The organism is Escherichia coli DSM 30083 = JCM 1649 = ATCC 11775 (assembly GCF_003697165.2).
GTDB lineage: Bacteria > Pseudomonadota > Gammaproteobacteria > Enterobacterales > Enterobacteriaceae > Escherichia > Escherichia coli.
On sequence record NZ_CP033092.2, the window covers coordinates 888203 to 906480 of the forward strand.

Below are 18278 nucleotides of genomic sequence, written 5' to 3' on the forward strand. Positions count from 1 at the left end.
CCGAGGATCTTAGTATGAATATGGAAGAAATTGTGGCCCTTAGTGTAAAGCATAACGTCTCGGATCTACACCTGTGCAGCGCCTGGCCCGCACGATGGCGTATTCGCGGGAGAATGGAAGCTGCGCCGTTTGACGCGCCGGACGTCGAAGAGCTACTGCGGGAGTGGCTGGATGACGATCAGCGGGCAATATTGCTGGAGAATGGTCAGCTGGATTTTGCTGTGTCGCTGGCGGAAAACCAGCGATTGCGCGGCAGTGCGTTCGCACAACGGCAAGGTATTTCTCTGGCGTTACGGCTGTTACCTTCGCACTGCCCGCAGCTCGAACAGCTTGGCGCACCACCGGTATTGCCGGAATTACTCAAGAGCGAGAATGGCCTGATTCTGGTGACGGGGGCGACGGGGAGCGGCAAATCTACCACGCTGGCGGCGATGGTTGGCTATCTCAATCAACATGCCGATGCGCATATTCTGACGCTGGAAGATCCTGTGGAATATCTCTATACCAGTCAGCGATGTTTGATCCAGCAGCGGGAGATTGGTTTGCACTGTATGACTTTCGCATCGGGATTGCGGGCTGCATTGCGGGAAGATCCTGATGTGATTTTGCTCGGAGAGCTGCGTGATAGCGAGACAATCCGTCTGGCGCTGACGGCGGCAGAAACCGGGCATCTGGTGCTGGCGACATTACACACGCGCGGCGCAGCGCAGGCAGTTGAGCGACTGGTGGATTCATTTCCTGCGCAGGAAAAAGATCCCGTGCGTAATCAACTGGCAGGTAGTTTACGGGCAGTGTTGTCACAAAAACTGGAAGTGGATAAACAGGAAGGACGCGTGGCGCTGTTTGAATTACTGATTAACACACCCGCGGTGGGGAATTTGATTCGTGAAGGGAAAACCCACCAGTTACCGCATGTTATTCAAACCGGGCAGCAGGTGGGGATGATAACGTTTCAGCAGAGTTATCAGCAGCGGGTGAAAGAAGGGCGCTTGTGACGTTACTGTGTCTGATACGAATTGTAAATATGCCCGATGCGCAAGCTTATCGGGCCTACAAGGGAAGCGTAACTTTGAATTCGCACTCACTGTAGGTTGGATAAGGCGTTTACGCCGCATCCAACATGAAACAACGAGCACATTGTCAGAAATCTGTGCGCTAGTAAATCGCCTTAATATCCCTGCTCGAAATAGCTTTCGAGAATAATAACCGCAGAGGCAGAGTCGACTTTGCCTTTGTTGAGCGCCCGATAGCCGCCCTGTTCAAACAGACCGGAACGTGCCTCCACGGTGCTAAGACGCTCGTCATGGAGCTTTACTTCAACACCGAAACGACCATGAATACGGTTGGCAAATTTACGCGCTCTGGCGGTTAACGGCTGTTCGGTGCCGTCCATATTCAGCGGCAAACCGACGATGATTTCGTCCGGCTGCCACTCTTTCAGTAAACGCTCGATAATGTTCCAGTCCGGCGTACCGTCCTGCGCTTTAATTGCAGGCAAAGGGCGAGCGGTGCCGGTAATGCGTTGGCCGACCGCTACGCCAATGCTTTTGGTGCCGAAGTCGAAGGCGAGTAAGGTTCCACTCATCAGGCGTGTCCTGCCACACCAGGCATGGTGAGAATATCCACACCAATCAGTTTTGCCGCCTCGCGCCAGCGGTCGGCAATCGGCGTTTTGAACAGAATATTCAGATCTGCCGGGGCCGTTAGCCACGCGTTATCGAGAATTTCTTGTTCCAGTTGACCTTTCTCCCAGGAGGCATAACCCAGAGCCACCAATACGTCAGACGGTTGTTTATCGGTGCCGAGCGTTTCCAGCACATCGCGGGAAGTGGTCATCACTGTGTTGTCTGAAATGCGAATGCTGGAAGCAAAATTGGAGGGCGGAGTATGCAAAATAAACCCGCGATCTTCAGCCAGCGGACCGCCGAGCATAACCGGTTTATCCAGACGGATTGATTCATCACGCGGCTCCGGCGTGATCTTCAGCTTTTCCAGAATCCCTTCAATTTTGAGATTTTCCAGCGGCTTGTTGACGATGATCCCCATTGCACCATTGGTATTATGTTCGCAAATGTAGACCACGGAACGACGGAAAATCGGATCCTGGAGAGCAGGCATGGCAATAAGAAAGTGATGCTGTAAATTCATTGTCAGAGGTTCTGTTTCCTGGTTCAAAAAAGCAACAGCGCCCAGTATGCGTGGAAAGAAGGGCGCTGTCACTCAGAGTCTCAACGAGATCCTTCTCGCTAAGGTGGGTTACTGCTGCTGTAAACGTGCTTCGATGGCATCCATTAACATTCCGGTGATCGACACCGGAAACTCTGCTTCAATCTCACGAATACAGGTTGGGCTGGTGACGTTAATTTCAGTCAGACGGTCGCCGATGATATCCAGACCAACAAAAATCAGCCCTTTTTCTTTCAGCGTCGGCCCAATCTGACGGGCGATTTTCCAGTCACTTTCCGTCAGCGGACGAGGTTCACCGCGACCACCGGCAGCCAGATTGCCACGGGTTTCGCCCCCCTGCGGAATACGCGCCAGGCAATACGGCACCGGCTCGCCATCCACTACCAGCACGCGTTTGTCGCCATCTTTAATGGCTGGCAGGTAATTTTGCGCCATGCAGTAGCGAGTGCCATGCTCAGTCAGGGTTTCGGCAATCACGCCGAGGTTTGGATCACCTTCTTTCACGCGGAAAATCGACGCGCCGCCCATACCGTCCAGCGGCTTAAGAATGATGTCGCTGTGTTTTTCCCAGAACGCTTTCAACTGCGCTTTATTGCGCGTGACCAGTGTTTCTGGCGTTAAGTCAGAGAACCAGGCAGTGAACAGTTTTTCGTTACAGTCGCGCAGGCTCTGCGGCTTGTTAACGATCAGCGTCCCTTTCTCTTCGGCACGTTCCAGAATATAGGTCGCGTAGATAAACTCGGTATCAAACGGCGGGTCTTTACGCATCAGGATCACATCGAGATCGGCCAGCGGCAGATCCTGCTCACCCGTGAACTCGTACCATTTATCGTAGTTCTGTTCGACGCTCAAAGTACGGGTACGAGCGCGAGCCTCACCATTGATCAAATAGAGATCGGCCATCTCCATATAGTGAAGTTCGTAACCACGACGCTGTGCTTCCAGCAACATAGCGAAACTGGAATCTTTCTTGATGTTGATGTTTGCGATGGGGTCCATCACGATGCCGAGCTTGATCATTATTCTTCTCCGTTAGCCCAAATCGCCAAAACGCACTTGTAGCGCGGTAATGGCGGTGAGCGCAGTTGTCTCAGTACGCAAAACGCGAGGTCCCAACAGGATATCAGTAAATTGATAGCGGGCAGTCATGGCAATTTCATCTGCCGATAAACCGCCTTCCGGGCCAATCAGCAGGCGGACGCGTTCGACCGGTAACGGCAACGTATTGATGCTGTTACTGGCGCGCGGGTGAAGATTCAGTTTCAGTCCTTCATCCTGCTCTGCACACCAGGCTTCCAGATCCATCGCTGGACGGATTTCCGGCACCCGGTTACGGCCACACTGCTCACAGGCAGCAATTGCAATCTTCTGCCACTGCTGGAGCTTCTTGTTCAGACGTTCACTATCCAGTTTAACGCCGCAGCGCTCAGAAAAAAGTGGCGTAATGAGGCTTACACCGAGTTCGATCGATTTCTGGATAGTAAATTCCATTTTTTCACCACGCGACATCACCTGACCGAGGTGAATATGCAGCGGAGATTCGCGATCGTCGATCTGGCCTTCCAGCACCTTCACTTCCACGCTTTTTTTGCTGGCGCTGGTAATTTCGGCGTCAAAGACCTGGTTGCTGCCGTCAAACAATTGCAGCGCCTGTCCCGGCCCCATACGCAGTACGCGCCCGATATGGTTGGCGGCATCTTCGCAAAGCGCGATGTGAGAATGGCTGGTCAGTGGTTCAGGATGATAAATGCGGGGGATACGCATAGTTAAAAATCCGCGTCGTCTCCCCACGCGGTTGTACGCGTGGGGTAGGGGTTAACAAAAAGAATCCCGCTAGTGTAGGTTAGCTCTTTCGCGCCTGGCAAGCGCGTTGCACATACGGGTTATGATTGCCCTGCACCTTCGCGATGCGTTCATCACGCTCGCACTCCCAGTCGGTAACTGGATACATCTTGTCCCATGCGTTGAACAGCTGCGTTTGCTGACGAGAGAGTGTCAGGTTGTATTGGTCACGCATATAGAAGTAGGTGCGCGCAATGGCACCGCGTGCACGCGCTGGTGGTTCGGCAACTTTTTCTTTGAAATCGACCTTCATGGCGCATTGACCGTACTGGCCTTCACCGCCATTCCACTGGCTGTACATAAAGTTGCCGCGATCGCCATTCACCTCACCGACTGACGGCTGCAGGTTATGCATATCGCTTTCCATCTTGCGATAGACCGGATCTTTGGCGCAATTTTTACGTCCACCGTCCTGCCAGCACTGGCGCTGGTGACCGAATTGCCAGGCAGGAACGACGTGTTCCCACTCTACGCGGCTGGCACGGTTTTCATTTTTTCGCACCTGATAGCCGCACGATTGCAGATCAACAACGCCTTTTTTGCCCTGCCAGTTAATTTTACATCCGCAATAAAACGTACCGGGCGCGTCAGCGTGGACTTTTACCGCCGCGGCTTTCGCTTGAGAAAAACTATTGATACCTTCGGCCAATGCCGGGCCGGAAAATGCTGCGCTCAGTACCACCGCAGCAATAGACAAATAACGGTACATCACTTACTCCGTGTTAAAACGAGCCAGCAACGTAGCGAAAGTTGTTTTGGTATGCAATCAGCCAGATCAGGAAAGTTTCTGATAGTTCAGGTGGTTATTTCGCAACCAGCTGTTCGCCGCAGTGAACACAGCGATAGACGGCTTCGCCACGAACTACGCGATTATGACGGCGTACGGTAAGCTGATGCTCCTGGCACTTGCAGCGGTAGGGGAAGGTGTTGCGGCGCACGGATTGCAGTTCGAACTGATGCGTACGGCGGGCGGGAACGCCCAGCACGCTTTCCATCATCCACTTCCACTCTTTGCCATGTGGCGCTACGCGGCCGAAATGTTTCCATACCAGCAAATGTGCCAGTTCGTGCGGCACCACTTCTTCAATAAAGGCTTCACTGTTTTCCAACAGCAAAACGGGATTGAGGCGAATTTCATAGCTTTCCAGCCAGGCTGTTCCGGCAGAGGTTCCGCGCTGGGTGTAAGAGAGTTTTGGCTCCGGGTAGTTACGCCCTAGCTTCAGGTTCGCCTGGGCGAGTTTTTCCCGCAGGCGACGCATAACGGCCTGTTGGATGGCGATAGGGAGACGGGATGTTTTCATAGCGGCAGAGGATAGAGCGAAGAAAAGATGACTGCAAGAGGTGGCTTCCTCCGCGACGGGAGGAAGCCTGAGGAGATTAATCGTGAGCGCCGATTTCGCGCAGTTTACGACCTTTCATCAGATTACGTTCAATATGTTCCAGCGAAACATGTTTGGTTTCCGGTACCAGCCACAATGTCAGCAGGATAAACAGTACGTTCAGAGCAGCATACACCCAGAAGGTGTTGGCGTTACCCAGCGTGTTGAGCATGGTCAGGAACGTTGCGCCAACGATCATGTTGGCAATCCAGTTGGTGGCAGTGGAGCAGGTGATGCCAAAATCGCGGCCTTTCAGCGGCTGAATTTCGGAGCACAGTACCCAAATCAGCGGACCAGCACTCATGGCAAAACCGACAATAAACATCAGCAGCATGGCGATGGCGAAATACTGCGCCGACGGAGAGTGGATACCGATATGCATCATTGTACCGAGTACGCCCATACCAGCAGCCATCACCAGGAAGCCCAGCGTTAGCGTTGGTTTACGTCCCCAGCGGTCAACAAGGCCGATTGCGATAAAGGTGGCAAGTACGTTGGTCAGGCCGACAATCACTGTCCCCCACATTTGCTCGGTGGTGTTGGTATAACCCGCCAGTTCGAAGATTTTCGGCGCGTAATACATGATGACGTTCATCCCGGTGAATTGCTGCATTATCTGCAATAGTACGCCAAGGAACACCGCGCGGCGGAAGTTGCTGTTCTCTTTAAACAGCGCCCAGCCACTCTGTTTAACCTGCAAACTTTCACGGATTTCATCCAGTTCGCGTTTCGCTTCCGCGCTGGTGTCACGCAGGCGTAGCAGCACGCGTTCGGCATCAACAAAACGGCGTTTGGCGGCAAACCAACGTGGGCTGTCTGGCAGGAAGAAGACACCAATCAGCAGCAAAATTGCCGGGATGATAATCACACCCAGCATCCAGCGCCATGCACCGGTGTAGCTGAAGGCGGTATCAGAAAGATAAGCGCCGAGGATCCCGATAGTGATCATCAACTGATACATCGAGATCATACTGCCGCGAATTTTTTCCGGCGCAATTTCTGACAGGTACAGTGGTGCGGTATAAGAGGCCACACCCACCGCCAGCCCCAGCAGAACGCGGGAAAGAATCAGTACTTCAACGTTTGGCGCAGCCGCAGAGAACAGTGAACCGGCAACAAACAGGATTGCGCCGATCATCAGGCTCTTTTTGCGCCCGAGTTTAAAGGAGAGCCAGCCGCTGCCCACCGCACCGACTGCCGCACCGAACATCATGGAGCTTACGACCCATTCTTGCGTGTGCGAAGTAATCTGGAATTCATCTGCAATAAACGGCAGTGCGCCAGCAATTACACCGATATCCAGGCCAAAGAGTAATCCCGCCAGAGCGGCAAGGAAGCAGACGAAAAACGTCATTGCCTTGTTTGACCGCCCCTGTTTTTTAGCGTCAGGCATGATGCCCTCCAATATGGTTATTTTTTATTGTGAATTAAGATAGGTGAGTACGACGTAAAAAGATGTGAAGCAAATCACATCAGTGTAATCGCTTACACTAATATTTATCTTAGTTATGATTTAAGTGCATGAAAATAATTGAGTTATATCATCATAGATTAAAGGCTGTTATCTGCAATTAAGACTTTACTGAAAAAAAATGTAACAACTGTGAAGGCTGAATAATAATATGAAAATATTACAAATATTTGGCTGGCGTGGTTGGTGTAATCGGTTTCAGTAGTGATGATAATTTGCGGTAAAACGTGTTGAGGAAGAATGATGTTATTGTGCGGGCGGTTTTTTTGTCGGATGCGGCGTGAATGCCTGTCCACCGCGGTGAGGTAAAAGAAAAAGGCCAGCGCGAGGCTGGCCTTTGAAAGCAGGTGAAGAAAGATTACTTCAGACCGGCAGCATCACGCAGCAGCTGCGCTTTGTCGGTTTTTTCCCACGGGAAATGTTCACGACCAAAGTGACCGTATGCTGCGGTTTCTTTGTAGATCGGGTGCAGCAGATCCAGCATCTGAATCAGACCGTATGGGCGCAGGTCGAAGAATTCACGTACCAGCAGAGTCAGTTGTTCAGAAGGCACTTTCTCAGTACCGAAAGTTTCTACCATGATGGAAGTCGGTTCAGCCACGCCGATTGCGTAGGAAACCTGAATTTCACAACGATCGGCCAGGCCAGCAGCAACAATGTTTTTCGCGACATAACGTGCTGCGTAGGCTGCGGAACGGTCCACTTTTGATGGATCTTTACCGGAGAATGCACCGCCACCATGACGCGCCATGCCGCCGTAGGTATCAACGATGATTTTACGACCAGTCAGACCGCAGTCACCCATCGGGCCACCGATAACGAAACGACCGGTCGGGTTGATGAAGAATTTGGTGGCAGAAGTCAGCCATTCAGCGGGCAGAATCGGCTTGATGATCTCTTCCATTACCGCTTCTTGCAGCGATTTCTGGTCGATCTCTTCAGAGTGCTGAGTGGAAAGCACGACAGCATCAATGCCAACGATTTTGCCGTCGTCATACTGGAAAGTCACCTGGCTTTTCGCGTCCGGGCGCAGCCACGGCAGAGTGCCGTTTTTACGCACTTCAGCCTGACGCTGTACCAGACGGTGTGCATAAGTGATAGGTGCTGGCATCAGCACGTCGGTTTCATTAGTTGCGTAGCCAAACATCAGACCCTGGTCGCCCGCGCCCTGTTCCAGCGGATCGGCACGGTCAACGCCCTGGTTGATGTCAGGAGACTGTTTACCGATGGCGCTCAGAACCGCACAGGAGTTAGCGTCAAAGCCCATGTCGGAATGTACATAGCCAATTTCGCGAACGGTATTACGGGTGATCTCTTCGATGTCTACCCAGGCGCTGGTGGTGATTTCGCCGCCAACTAAAACCATGCCGGTTTTTACGTAGGTTTCGCAAGCAACGCGTGCTTTCGGATCCTGTTCGAGGATCGCGTCTAAAACGGCATCAGAGATTTGGTCAGCAATTTTGTCAGGATGCCCTTCAGAGACGGACTCGGACGTAAAAAGGTGTTTTGCCATATTTAATATCACCTAAAGAGAATTTGGTTAGCTCAAACTGTTGTGTGGATTTTATGTGGTAGCGGATCCTACCACGACTCTGCAGGTTAAAAACACTGGCAGTCTGAGTGTTAATCGGTATGGATGGATTAACATCTGGATGGCTATTTTAGGTCAGTTCTTCACCCAATTTCCACTTTTTTTTGAATCGTGTCTCATTCTGTTAAAAACGTGGCTGGAAATTTTTCCTGACAATGCTGGCATTCTGCGTATTTATCTTTTGCAATTTTCTGCCATTGTGGGGTATAAAACGCGGCGCGCGGCTTAAATAAAAAGCACACGACGTTTCTTTCGTGTTGCCACTTCCAGCCGGGTTGAAAACAGAGTTTTGGCTTGTGGGTTCGTCTTAACAGGCGGCCGTGGAGGTGATACGAAATAATGAACCGTTGTCTGCTGCTTAACCTGTCTCACCGTTCTGGTGAAGATTCGTTCCCCGCACTCTGCATCTCTGCTTTGCATACCTGCCGATGTTATACCCATCTCGGCGCTTCTCAGGATTCAAGAGCTGGTTACAGCTACTGAGGACTGAACAAGGGCGCTCTTGTAAAAACAAGAGTTTTCTCGTGGTTTCGCCGAACTGTCACACTTACGTTCGGTTATGTGCTTAATAATGTTATGAAAAAGAAACCGGTTGCGCAGTTGGAGCGTCAGCATTCACTGCTGGAAAATCCATGTGCTTATGGGTTGTTATCGCAGTTCCAGGCTGCGATAGTCGTTAACTGTTTTACACTTAATAAAATAATTTGAGGTTCGCTATGTCTGACGACATGTCTATGGGTTTGCCTTCGTCAGCGGGCGAACACGGTGTACTACGCTCCATGCAGGAGGTTGCAATGAGCTCCCAGGAAGCCAGCAAGATGCTGCGTACTTACAATATTGCCTGGTGGGGCAATAACTACTATGACGTTAACGAGCTGGGCCACATCAGCGTGTGCCCGGACCCGGACGTCCCGGAAGCTCGCGTCGATCTCGCGCAGTTAGTGAAAACTCGCGAAGCACAGGGTCAGCGTCTGCCTGCACTGTTCTGTTTCCCACAGATCCTGCAGCACCGTTTGCGTTCCATTAACGCCGCGTTCAAACGAGCGCGGGAATCCTACGGCTATAACGGCGATTACTTCCTCGTTTATCCGATCAAAGTTAACCAGCACCGCCGCGTGATTGAGTCCCTGATTCATTCGGGCGAACCGCTGGGCCTGGAAGCCGGTTCCAAAGCTGAGTTGATGGCGGTGCTGGCACATGCTGGCATGACCCGTAGCGTCATCGTCTGCAACGGTTATAAGGACCGCGAATATATCCGCCTGGCATTAATTGGCGAGAAGATGGGCCACAAGGTCTATCTGGTCATTGAGAAGATGTCAGAAATTGCCATTGTGCTGGATGAAGCAGAACGTCTGAATGTCGTTCCTCGTCTGGGCGTGCGTGCACGTCTGGCGTCGCAAGGCTCGGGTAAATGGCAGTCCTCCGGCGGGGAAAAATCGAAGTTTGGCCTGGCGGCGACTCAAGTACTGCAACTGGTTGAAACGCTGCGTGAAGCCGGGCGTCTCGACAGCCTGCAACTGCTGCACTTCCACCTCGGTTCGCAGATGGCGAATATTCGCGATATCGCGACAGGCGTTCGTGAATCCGCGCGTTTCTATGTGGAACTGCACAAGCTGGGCGTCAATATTCAGTGCTTCGACGTCGGCGGCGGTCTGGGCGTGGACTATGAAGGCACCCGTTCTCAGTCTGACTGCTCCGTAAACTACGGCCTCAATGAATACGCCAACAACATCATCTGGGCGATTGGTGATGCGTGTGAAGAAAATGGTCTGCCACATCCGACGGTAATCACCGAATCGGGTCGTGCGGTGACTGCGCATCACACCGTGCTGGTGTCGAATATCATCGGCGTGGAACGTAACGAATACACGGTGCCGACCGCGCCTGCAGAAGACGCACCGCGCGCCCTGCAAAGCATGTGGGAAACCTGGCAGGAAATGCACGAACCGGGAACTCGCCGTTCTCTGCGTGAATGGTTACACGACAGCCAGATGGATCTGCACGACATTCATATCGGCTACTCTTCCGGCACCTTTAGCCTGCAAGAACGCGCATGGGCTGAGCAGCTTTATTTGAGCATGTGCCATGAAGTGCAAAAGCAGCTGGATCCGCAAAACCGTGCTCATCGTCCGATTATCGACGAGCTGCAGGAACGTATGGCGGACAAAATGTACGTCAACTTCTCGCTGTTCCAGTCGATGCCGGATGCGTGGGGGATCGACCAGTTGTTCCCGGTTCTGCCGCTGGAAGGGCTGGATCAAGTGCCGGAACGCCGCGCTGTGCTGCTGGATATTACCTGTGACTCAGACGGTGCTATCGACCACTATATTGATGGTGACGGTATTGCCACGACAATGCCTATGCCGGAGTACGATCCGGAGAATCCGCCGATGCTCGGTTTCTTTATGGTCGGCGCATATCAGGAGATCCTCGGCAACATGCACAACCTGTTCGGTGATACCGAAGCGGTTGACGTGTTCGTCTTCCCTGATGGTAGCGTAGAGGTAGAACTGTCTGACGAAGGCGATACCGTGGCGGACATGCTGCAATATGTGCAGCTCGATCCGAAAACGCTGTTAACCCAGTTCCGCGATCAGGTGAAGAAAACCGATCTTGATGCTGAACTGCAACAACAGTTCCTTGAAGAGTTCGAGGCAGGTTTGTACGGTTATACCTATCTTGAAGATGAATAATTAAGATTATTCCGCTGGCGGGGCGATTTATTTAAGTAAATCGCCCCGCTTTCTTTTTATATATTCTTAAAAATAATTTAGCTGCTTTTCTTATTAAATAATCTCCCTACAATCGCTGCATTAATTAAATGCAGAGGGAACGGTTATGAAAAAATGGAAAGTACGTAGCGCGTTGGTGGCATTAATCGTGCTGCTGGCCGGTTGTTCCAGTAATGCGCAGTATAATAGCAGTGCATCGGGTAATGTCGGCACCGCCTGGGGTGGGGATGTGCACTCAACGGTTCATGGCGTATCTGCTGAACGAGCCTGGCGCGATCCGGCAGAGATGATCGTTATTAGTTATTCGACTAATGTTCCTTCCGGCTACGACCGCGTTTATAGCATTCGTATTAACGAACTGGAATATGCTATTCGCGATGGTAATTTTAAATCTCTACCAATTACGCGGGTTTATGATTCATCCAATAATGAACCACGCTATATTGTCCATGCCAGAGTCGGAATGAATTATCAATTATATGTCCGTAATTACAGTCGTAACACCAACTACGAGATCGTTGCTACGGTTGATGGCCTGGATGTTCTGAATGGTAAACAAGGTTCGCTGAATAACAACGGTTATATTGTGAATGCCGGAGATTCGTTAGCGATTAAAGGATTCCGCAAAGATAAACATACCGAAGCGGCTTTTCAGTTCGCCAACGTTGCTGATTCCTACGCAGCCAATTCGGCGCAAGGCGATGTGCGTAATACCGGTGTAATCGGCTTTGCCGCCTTTGAATTACAAGGCCCGGCGAAAAACGCGCTGCCGCCGTGCTCTGGACAAGCCTTTCCGGCAGATAACAATGGCTATGCGCCGCCACCGTGTCGGAAATAGCAACCTCGCTTGATGCCTCGCCCATTTAAGGCGATAATTAGCACAAACTTGTGTTTCACAAATCCAACCCTTCCTCGTCGGGCCTAACGACGCGGAAGGGTTTTTTTATATCGACTTTGTAATAGGAGTCCATCCATGAGCACCTTAGGTCATCAATACGATAACTCACTGGTTTCCAACGCCTTTGGTTTTTTACGCCTGCCGATGAACTTCCAGCCATATGACAGCGATGCTGACTGGGTGATTACTGGCGTGCCGTTCGATATGGCCACTTCTGGCCGTGCGGGGGGGCGCCACGGTCCGGCAGCGATCCGTCAGGTTTCGACGAATCTGGCCTGGGAACACAACCGCTTCCCGTGGAATTTCGACATGCGTGAGCGCCTGAACGTCGTGGACTGCGGTGATCTGGTATATGCCTTCGGCGATGCCCGTGAGATGAGCGAGAAGCTGCAGGCGCACGCCGAGAAGCTGCTGGCTGCTGGTAAGCGTATGCTCTCCTTCGGTGGTGACCACTTTGTTACGCTGCCGCTGCTGCGCGCTCATGCGAAGCATTTCGGCAAAATGGCACTGGTACACTTTGACGCCCACACCGACACCTATGCGAACGGTTGTGAATTTGACCACGGCACCATGTTCTATACCGCGCCGAAAGAAGGTCTGATCGACCCGAATCATTCCGTGCAGATTGGTATTCGTACCGAGTTTGATAAAGACAACGGCTTTACCGTGCTGGACGCCTGCCAGGTGAACGATCGCAGCGTGGATGACATTATCGCCCAGGTGAAACAGATTGTGGGTGATATGCCGGTTTACCTGACCTTTGATATCGACTGCCTGGATCCTGCTTTCGCGCCGGGAACCGGTACGCCGGTAATTGGCGGCCTGACCTCCGATCGCGCCATTAAACTGGTACGCGGCTTGAAAGATCTCAACATCGTTGGGATGGACGTAGTGGAAGTGGCTCCGGCATACGATCAGTCGGAAATCACCGCTCTGGCTGCGGCGACGCTGGCGCTGGAGATGCTGTATATTCAGGCGGCGAAAAAGGGAGAGTAAGCGCCAGATAAGAGGCGCACGGGTGATGTGTCATTAATGTCGGATGCGGCGTGAGCGCCTTATCCGACCTACACTCGGCACCCGTAGGCCGGATAAGATACGCCAGCATCGCATCCGGCAATGCGCACGGAGTAACAAATGTGCCATTCTTGTCAGATGCGGCGTGAACGCCTTATCCGACCTACGTTCGGCACTACCTGGCTTTACTTAACTCCATCCGCGCTCATACGATCGCGAATATGCTGGGCGCGTTCGGCGGATGCTGGATGGTCGTCAAACATTGAGCTTTGACGGCCTTCTTCCAGCTTCGCCAGTTTTTCAAAGCTGGTGGCAAGACCTGCCGGGCTGATACCGCGTTGGCGCAGCAAATCGTAGGAGTAATCATCGGCCTCTGATTCCTGACGTTGGGTAAATTGCGAATTGACTAGCTTTTCGCCCAGGTCTCCCAGTTGTGATTGTGACAAACTGCCGACAATTCCGCCTGCAGAGGCCGCCGCAACGCGAATTGCGTTTGTACCAAGTGCTACCTGCATTCCTTTCTTCACATGGCCTAATGCCACGTGCCCCATTTCGTGACCGAGCACCGCTTCGACTTCGTTATCCGTCATCATATCCATCAGCCCGCTATAGACGCGGATACAGCCGTTAGCCATTGCAAAGGCGTTCACATCCTTCGCCATATACACTTTGTAATTCACCGGCTGACCGTTGATGTTATCGCCTAACGCGCGAGAAATTGTCGTCAGACGTCTAGCATATTCGCTATTGGCTGGCGCAATCGTCGCTTTGCTGTCCATCTCCTGGCATGCCTGATCGCTCAGTTTTTTCACCTGCGCATCACTCAAACTGTAAGCCTGAAAAGCTTCCGCTCCTGATGAGAGCAGTCCACTGGAGTCCATATTCTGGCAACCGGTCAGCACCGTAGCCACGCTCATTGCTACCAATAAGGCGCGAATTTTCATGTTTTCTCTTCCGCACAAGGTCAGGATTATTCTAAAAATGCGCCGTTTGCAGGTGAATCGACGCTCAGTCTCAGTATAAGGAAAAGCGCAGCGGACGGGCGAGTGGATTGCGCAACATGCGAGCATGATCCAGAGATTTCTGAAGCGGCAAAAGGATGTTCCATGTACATGACGAGCGGCTTGCGGTAAATTGTTGGCAAATTTTCCGGCGTAGCCCAAAACGCGCTGTCGTCAAGTCGTTAAGGGCGTGCCCTTCATCATCCGATCTGGAGTCAAAATGTCCTCACGTAAAGAGCTTGCCAATGCTATTCGTGCGCTGAGCATGGACGCAGTACAGAAAGCCAAATCCGGTCACCCGGGTGCCCCTATGGGTATGGCTGACATTGCCGAAGTCCTGTGGCGTGATTTCCTGAAACACAACCCGCAGAATCCGTCCTGGGCTGACCGTGACCGCTTCGTGCTGTCCAACGGCCACGGCTCCATGTTGATCTACAGCCTGCTGCACCTCACCGGTTACGATCTGCCGATGGAAGAACTGAAAAACTTCCGTCAGCTGCACTCGAAAACTCCGGGTCACCCGGAAGTGGGTTACACCGCAGGTGTAGAAACCACCACCGGTCCGCTGGGTCAGGGTATTGCCAACGCAGTCGGTATGGCGATTGCAGAAAAAACGCTGGCGGCGCAGTTTAACCGTCCGGGCCACGACATCGTCGACCACTACACCTACGCCTTCATGGGCGACGGCTGCATGATGGAAGGCATCTCCCACGAAGTTTGCTCTCTGGCGGGTACGTTGAAGCTGGGTAAACTGATTGCGTTCTACGATGACAACGGTATTTCTATCGATGGTCACGTTGAAGGCTGGTTTACCGACGACACCGCAATGCGTTTCGAAGCTTACGGTTGGCACGTTATTCGCGACATCGACGGTCATGACGCGGCATCCATCAAACGCGCAATAGAAGAAGCGCGCGCAGTGACCGACAAACCGTCCCTGCTGATGTGCAAAACCATCATCGGTTTCGGTTCCCCGAACAAAGCCGGTACCCACGACTCCCACGGTGCGCCGCTGGGCGACGCTGAAATTGCCCTGACCCGCGAACAGCTGGGCTGGAAATACGCGCCGTTCGAAATCCCGTCTGAAATCTATGCTCAGTGGGATGCGAAAGAAGCAGGCCAGGCGAAAGAGTCCGCATGGAACGAGAAATTCGCTGCTTACGCGAAAGCTTATCCGCAGGAAGCCGCTGAATTTACCCGCCGTATGAAAGGCGAAATGCCGTCTGACTTCGACGCGAAAGCGAAAGAGTTCATTGCTAAACTTCAGGCTAATCCGGCGAAAATCGCCAGCCGTAAAGCGTCTCAGAATGCTATCGAAGCGTTCGGTCCGCTGTTGCCGGAATTCCTCGGCGGCTCCGCTGACCTTGCTCCGTCTAACCTGACCCTGTGGTCTGGTTCTAAAGCAATCAACGAAGATGCTGCAGGTAACTACATCCACTACGGTGTTCGCGAGTTCGGTATGACCGCGATTGCTAACGGTATCTCCCTGCACGGTGGTTTCCTGCCGTATACCTCAACCTTCCTGATGTTCGTGGAATACGCACGTAATGCCGTACGTATGGCTGCGCTGATGAAACAGCGTCAGGTGATGGTTTACACCCACGACTCCATCGGTCTGGGCGAAGATGGCCCGACTCACCAGCCGGTAGAACAGATCGCTTCTCTGCGCGTGACCCCGAACATGTCTACATGGCGTCCGTGTGACCAGGTTGAATCCGCAGTAGCGTGGAAATACGGCGTTGAGCGTCAGGACGGCCCGACTGCGCTTATCCTCTCCCGTCAGAACCTGGCGCAGCAGGAACGTACTGAAGAGCAGCTGGCAAACATCGCGCGCGGTGGTTATGTGCTGAAAGACTGTGCTGGTCAGCCGGAACTGATCTTCATCGCGACCGGTTCTGAAGTTGAACTGGCTGTTGCCGCCTACGAAAAACTGACTGCCGAAGGCGTGAAAGCGCGCGTGGTTTCCATGCCGTCTACCGACGCATTCGACAAGCAGGACGCGGCTTACCGTGAATCCGTACTGCCGAAAGCGGTTACCGCTCGTGTTGCGGTGGAAGCTGGCATTGCTGACTACTGGTACAAGTATGTTGGCCTGAACGGCGCTATCGTCGGCATGACCACCTTCGGTGAATCTGCTCCGGCAGAGCAGCTGTTTGAAGAGTTCGGCTTCACCGTTGACAACGTTGTTGCGAAAGCAAAAGCGCTGCTGTAATCGGTAAGATGCTTTGTGAGAAGGGCCGCAAATGCGGCCCTTCAGATTGTTGGCAAAGTGCGCGTTGTTTATGCCGGATGCGGCGTGAACGCCTTATCCGTCCTACAAGATTTTGCAAATTCAACATATTGCAGGAAGTATGTAGGCCTGATAAGCGTAGCGCATCAGGCAGTTTTGTCTTTGCTATCAATCTCAAGGGCCGCGAAAGCGGCCCTTTTTTTACTTAGTAGAGATAAACGGAACTGTGCTGCCGGGGATCATGGTATCGGGCAGTTTACCGTCCCAACGCTCAGCAGTGGTGAGGGCAACAAGTCCGGGATTCTCCCGCAGAGCTTCACCGCGCAGGCGGATAGCTTCTGCTTCAGCCGCACTTTTTAAACGAATAGTTTCAGCCTCTGCCGCGCCTCTTACGCGAATAGTTTCCGCTTCTGCTTTGGCTGCCGCTAGTTTACTGTCTGCTTCCGCCTGGGCCTGAGTTACCGCTATTTGCGCCTGGATTTTCTCCGTTTCCAGATTTTGCTTACGCGTGGCAATGGCGACTTCTGCTTTCATTCGGTCTTCAATCGACTTTTCATAAGCGTCAGAAAAATCAATATTTTCAATCTGGACCCCGTCAATTACCACTGGCCCAACAACGGCTTTGCGCATGGCATTTTGCAGATCCTGAACCAGTTTTGTACGATCCTGTACGGCGCTGATGGCGGTATATTGTCCGAAAACGTTCTCCAGTTGAGTTGGCAACTGACGGACAATCAGACGATCTTTTAATGCTTCAATGGTGTTGTAGGTGGTATAAACCGCGCCTGCTTCTGAAGGTTTAATGTGGAAGCTGACTGATACTGTCATTTGTGCCGGTTGCTGGTCGCGGCTGTAGGCCTGTAATCCCTGATAGACCACAGCCTGATTACGCGTGGAAATTTTCTCTACGCTTTCCATAAAAGGGATCTTAAAACCCAGCCCCGGCTCGGCAACTTTTACGATTTTTCCGTAGCGCAGCAAAATGCCGCGTTCACCTTCATTAACGGTGTAATACGAGAGAAATGGCAGCACAACCACGGCAAGCACGCCAATGGCGATAGCAAGAGATTTTTGTGGGCGAAATGAGGTTAATGAAACAGGTGCTTTCATATGAATCTTCCTTGAGTAAAGTATAGGAATATGTCACATGGGGTGATGAGAAAACAGACAACAGCCGATAATTCAGAATTTATAAAGGGGATGAGCGAAAAAATAATAAACGTAATAAGTATGTTTTCGAACATTCAATAAGAAAATAGAGATGTGTATCACAAATATAGTGATGAATAATTTGTTGATTTTGTAGTTTACTTAACAGATTTATAATTGACTTTTTAAAAACTTATTTCATGTTGTTGTTATTTAATATTTTGTTATTTTTGCTCGTGGAGTTTCTCCTTTCATGTGTCCAATTGCTTTCGTTAATTTGTACGCGTATTTTATTTTTACCGCCGGACGGTACCCTAAAAATAAATAAGGATAATTTATGCGGCTTATTGATTATTTTCCAGAATTATCAATCTCAGTTATACATTCAACAAAAGACTGGCAGGAAGCTATCAATTTCTCGATGGCATCACTGTTAGCAAAAAACTATATCAGCGAGAATTACATTCAGGCTATTAAAGATTCCACCATCAGCAATGGTCCTTATTATATTCTCGCACCAGGCGTGGCAATGCCTCATGCGCGACCGGAATGTGGAGCGCTTAAAACCGGGATGTCTTTGACGTTACTTAAACAAGGCGTTTATTTTCCGGGGAATGACGAACCGATTAAATTACTCATCGGACTTTCTGCTGCCGATGCCGATTCGCACATTGCTGCTATTCAGGCGTTAAGTGAATTACTGTGCGAAGAAGAAATACTCGAACAACTCTTAACCGCATCATCAGAAAAACAATTAGCGGGCATTATCAGCCGCGGATAATTA

At 51.6% G+C, this 18278-nt stretch carries 19 protein-coding genes; 9 read left to right on the plus strand and 10 right to left on the minus strand.

Going from position 1 to position 18278, the window contains the following annotated elements; genetic code table 11:
* Positions 1 to 14: 14 nt before the first annotated feature.
* Positions 15 to 995, plus strand: coding sequence for a PilT/PilU family type 4a pilus ATPase (yggR, locus tag EAS44_RS05150; protein ID WP_001305314.1), 981 nt, complete (start codon positions 15 to 17; stop codon positions 993 to 995).
* 173 nt (positions 996 to 1168) lie between these two features.
* Here yggR and ruvX read toward each other — a convergent pair whose 3' ends face one another.
* The 8 genes from ruvX to metK form a co-directional block, all read right to left on the minus strand.
* A complete protein-coding gene (ruvX, locus tag EAS44_RS05155) occupies positions 1169 to 1585 on the minus strand; it encodes a Holliday junction resolvase RuvX (protein WP_000017106.1) in 417 nt (138 codons plus the stop codon).
* Complete coding sequence (yqgE, locus tag EAS44_RS05160; RefSeq protein WP_001053178.1) at positions 1585 to 2148, minus strand: YqgE/AlgH family protein; 564 nt, start codon at positions 2146 to 2148, stop codon at positions 1585 to 1587. Before yqgE ends, ruvX begins: the two co-directional genes overlap by 1 nt.
* Before the next feature lie 108 nt (positions 2149 to 2256).
* Positions 2257 to 3207, minus strand: coding sequence for a glutathione synthase (gene gshB / locus EAS44_RS05165; RefSeq protein WP_000593260.1), 951 nt, complete (start codon positions 3205 to 3207; stop codon positions 2257 to 2259).
* 12 nt (positions 3208 to 3219) lie between these two features.
* Entirely contained in the window at positions 3220 to 3951 is a 732-nt protein-coding gene (gene rsmE / locus EAS44_RS05170; RefSeq protein ID WP_001222509.1) for a 16S rRNA (uracil(1498)-N(3))-methyltransferase, read from the minus strand.
* Between the two features lie 79 nt (positions 3952 to 4030).
* Positions 4031 to 4738 carry a deoxyribonuclease I gene (endA, locus tag EAS44_RS05175; protein ID WP_001305312.1) on the minus strand — a complete coding sequence of 236 codons (708 nt, stop codon included), beginning with the start codon at positions 4736 to 4738 and terminating at the stop codon, positions 4031 to 4033.
* A 94-nt stretch (positions 4739 to 4832) separates the two neighbouring features.
* Entirely contained in the window at positions 4833 to 5330 is a 498-nt protein-coding gene (gene yggI, locus EAS44_RS05180; RefSeq protein WP_000858396.1) for a SprT family zinc-dependent metalloprotease, read from the minus strand.
* Positions 5331 to 5406: 76 nt separating this feature from the next.
* Positions 5407 to 6801: a galactose/proton symporter gene (gene galP, locus EAS44_RS05185; protein ID WP_001314112.1), complete on the minus strand. Its 1395-nt coding sequence runs from the start codon at positions 6799 to 6801 to the stop codon at positions 5407 to 5409.
* 436 nt (positions 6802 to 7237) lie between these two features.
* Positions 7238 to 8392 carry a methionine adenosyltransferase gene (gene metK, locus EAS44_RS05190; protein WP_001062128.1) on the minus strand — a complete coding sequence of 385 codons (1155 nt, stop codon included), beginning with the start codon at positions 8390 to 8392 and terminating at the stop codon, positions 7238 to 7240.
* Between the two features lie 55 nt (positions 8393 to 8447).
* Between metK and yqgD the strand changes: the two genes are divergently transcribed.
* The 6 genes from yqgD to speB all read left to right on the plus strand — a co-directional run bounded on the left by yqgD (position 8448) and on the right by speB (position 13096).
* Positions 8448 to 8699 carry a protein YqgD gene (yqgD, locus tag EAS44_RS25745; protein WP_001305310.1) on the plus strand — a complete coding sequence of 84 codons (252 nt, stop codon included), beginning with the start codon at positions 8448 to 8450 and terminating at the stop codon, positions 8697 to 8699.
* A gap of 110 nt (positions 8700 to 8809) precedes the next feature.
* Positions 8810 to 8953: a protein YqgG gene (gene yqgG / locus EAS44_RS25750; RefSeq protein WP_001297404.1), complete on the plus strand. Its 144-nt coding sequence runs from the start codon at positions 8810 to 8812 to the stop codon at positions 8951 to 8953.
* Positions 8954 to 9046: 93 nt separating this feature from the next.
* A complete protein-coding gene (yqgB, locus tag EAS44_RS05205) occupies positions 9047 to 9178 on the plus strand; it encodes an acid stress response protein YqgB (protein WP_001297406.1) in 132 nt (43 codons plus the stop codon).
* 8 nt (positions 9179 to 9186) lie between these two features.
* Complete coding sequence (gene speA, locus EAS44_RS05210) at positions 9187 to 11163, plus strand: biosynthetic arginine decarboxylase (protein ID WP_001295380.1); 1977 nt, start codon at positions 9187 to 9189, stop codon at positions 11161 to 11163.
* A gap of 145 nt (positions 11164 to 11308) precedes the next feature.
* Positions 11309 to 12040, plus strand: a complete 732-nt coding sequence (locus EAS44_RS05215) for a hypothetical protein (protein WP_000758906.1) — start codon at positions 11309 to 11311, stop codon at positions 12038 to 12040.
* A gap of 135 nt (positions 12041 to 12175) precedes the next feature.
* The gene (gene speB / locus EAS44_RS05220; RefSeq protein ID WP_000105562.1) at positions 12176 to 13096 is read left to right on the plus strand and encodes an agmatinase; all 921 of its coding nucleotides are present in this window, start codon (positions 12176 to 12178) and stop codon (positions 13094 to 13096) included.
* 203 nt (positions 13097 to 13299) lie between these two features.
* Here the strand turns inward: speB and loiP are convergent, their stop codons facing one another.
* A complete protein-coding gene (gene loiP / locus EAS44_RS05225) occupies positions 13300 to 14058 on the minus strand; it encodes a metalloprotease LoiP (RefSeq protein WP_001327406.1) in 759 nt (252 codons plus the stop codon).
* Positions 14059 to 14335: 277 nt separating this feature from the next.
* Between loiP and tkt the strand changes: the two genes are divergently transcribed.
* Positions 14336 to 16327: a transketolase gene (tkt, locus tag EAS44_RS05230; RefSeq protein ID WP_000098592.1), complete on the plus strand. Its 1992-nt coding sequence runs from the start codon at positions 14336 to 14338 to the stop codon at positions 16325 to 16327.
* 219 nt (positions 16328 to 16546) lie between these two features.
* Here the strand turns inward: tkt and EAS44_RS05235 are convergent, their stop codons facing one another.
* The gene (locus EAS44_RS05235; RefSeq protein WP_000646942.1) at positions 16547 to 17455 is read right to left on the minus strand and encodes a prohibitin family protein; all 909 of its coding nucleotides are present in this window, start codon (positions 17453 to 17455) and stop codon (positions 16547 to 16549) included.
* A 376-nt stretch (positions 17456 to 17831) separates the two neighbouring features.
* On the opposite strand from EAS44_RS05235, the gene cmtB reads away from it, so the two are divergent.
* The gene (gene cmtB / locus EAS44_RS05240) at positions 17832 to 18275 is read left to right on the plus strand and encodes a PTS mannitol transporter subunit IIA (RefSeq protein WP_001236687.1); all 444 of its coding nucleotides are present in this window, start codon (positions 17832 to 17834) and stop codon (positions 18273 to 18275) included.
* The last annotated feature ends 3 nt before the right edge of the window (positions 18276 to 18278 follow it).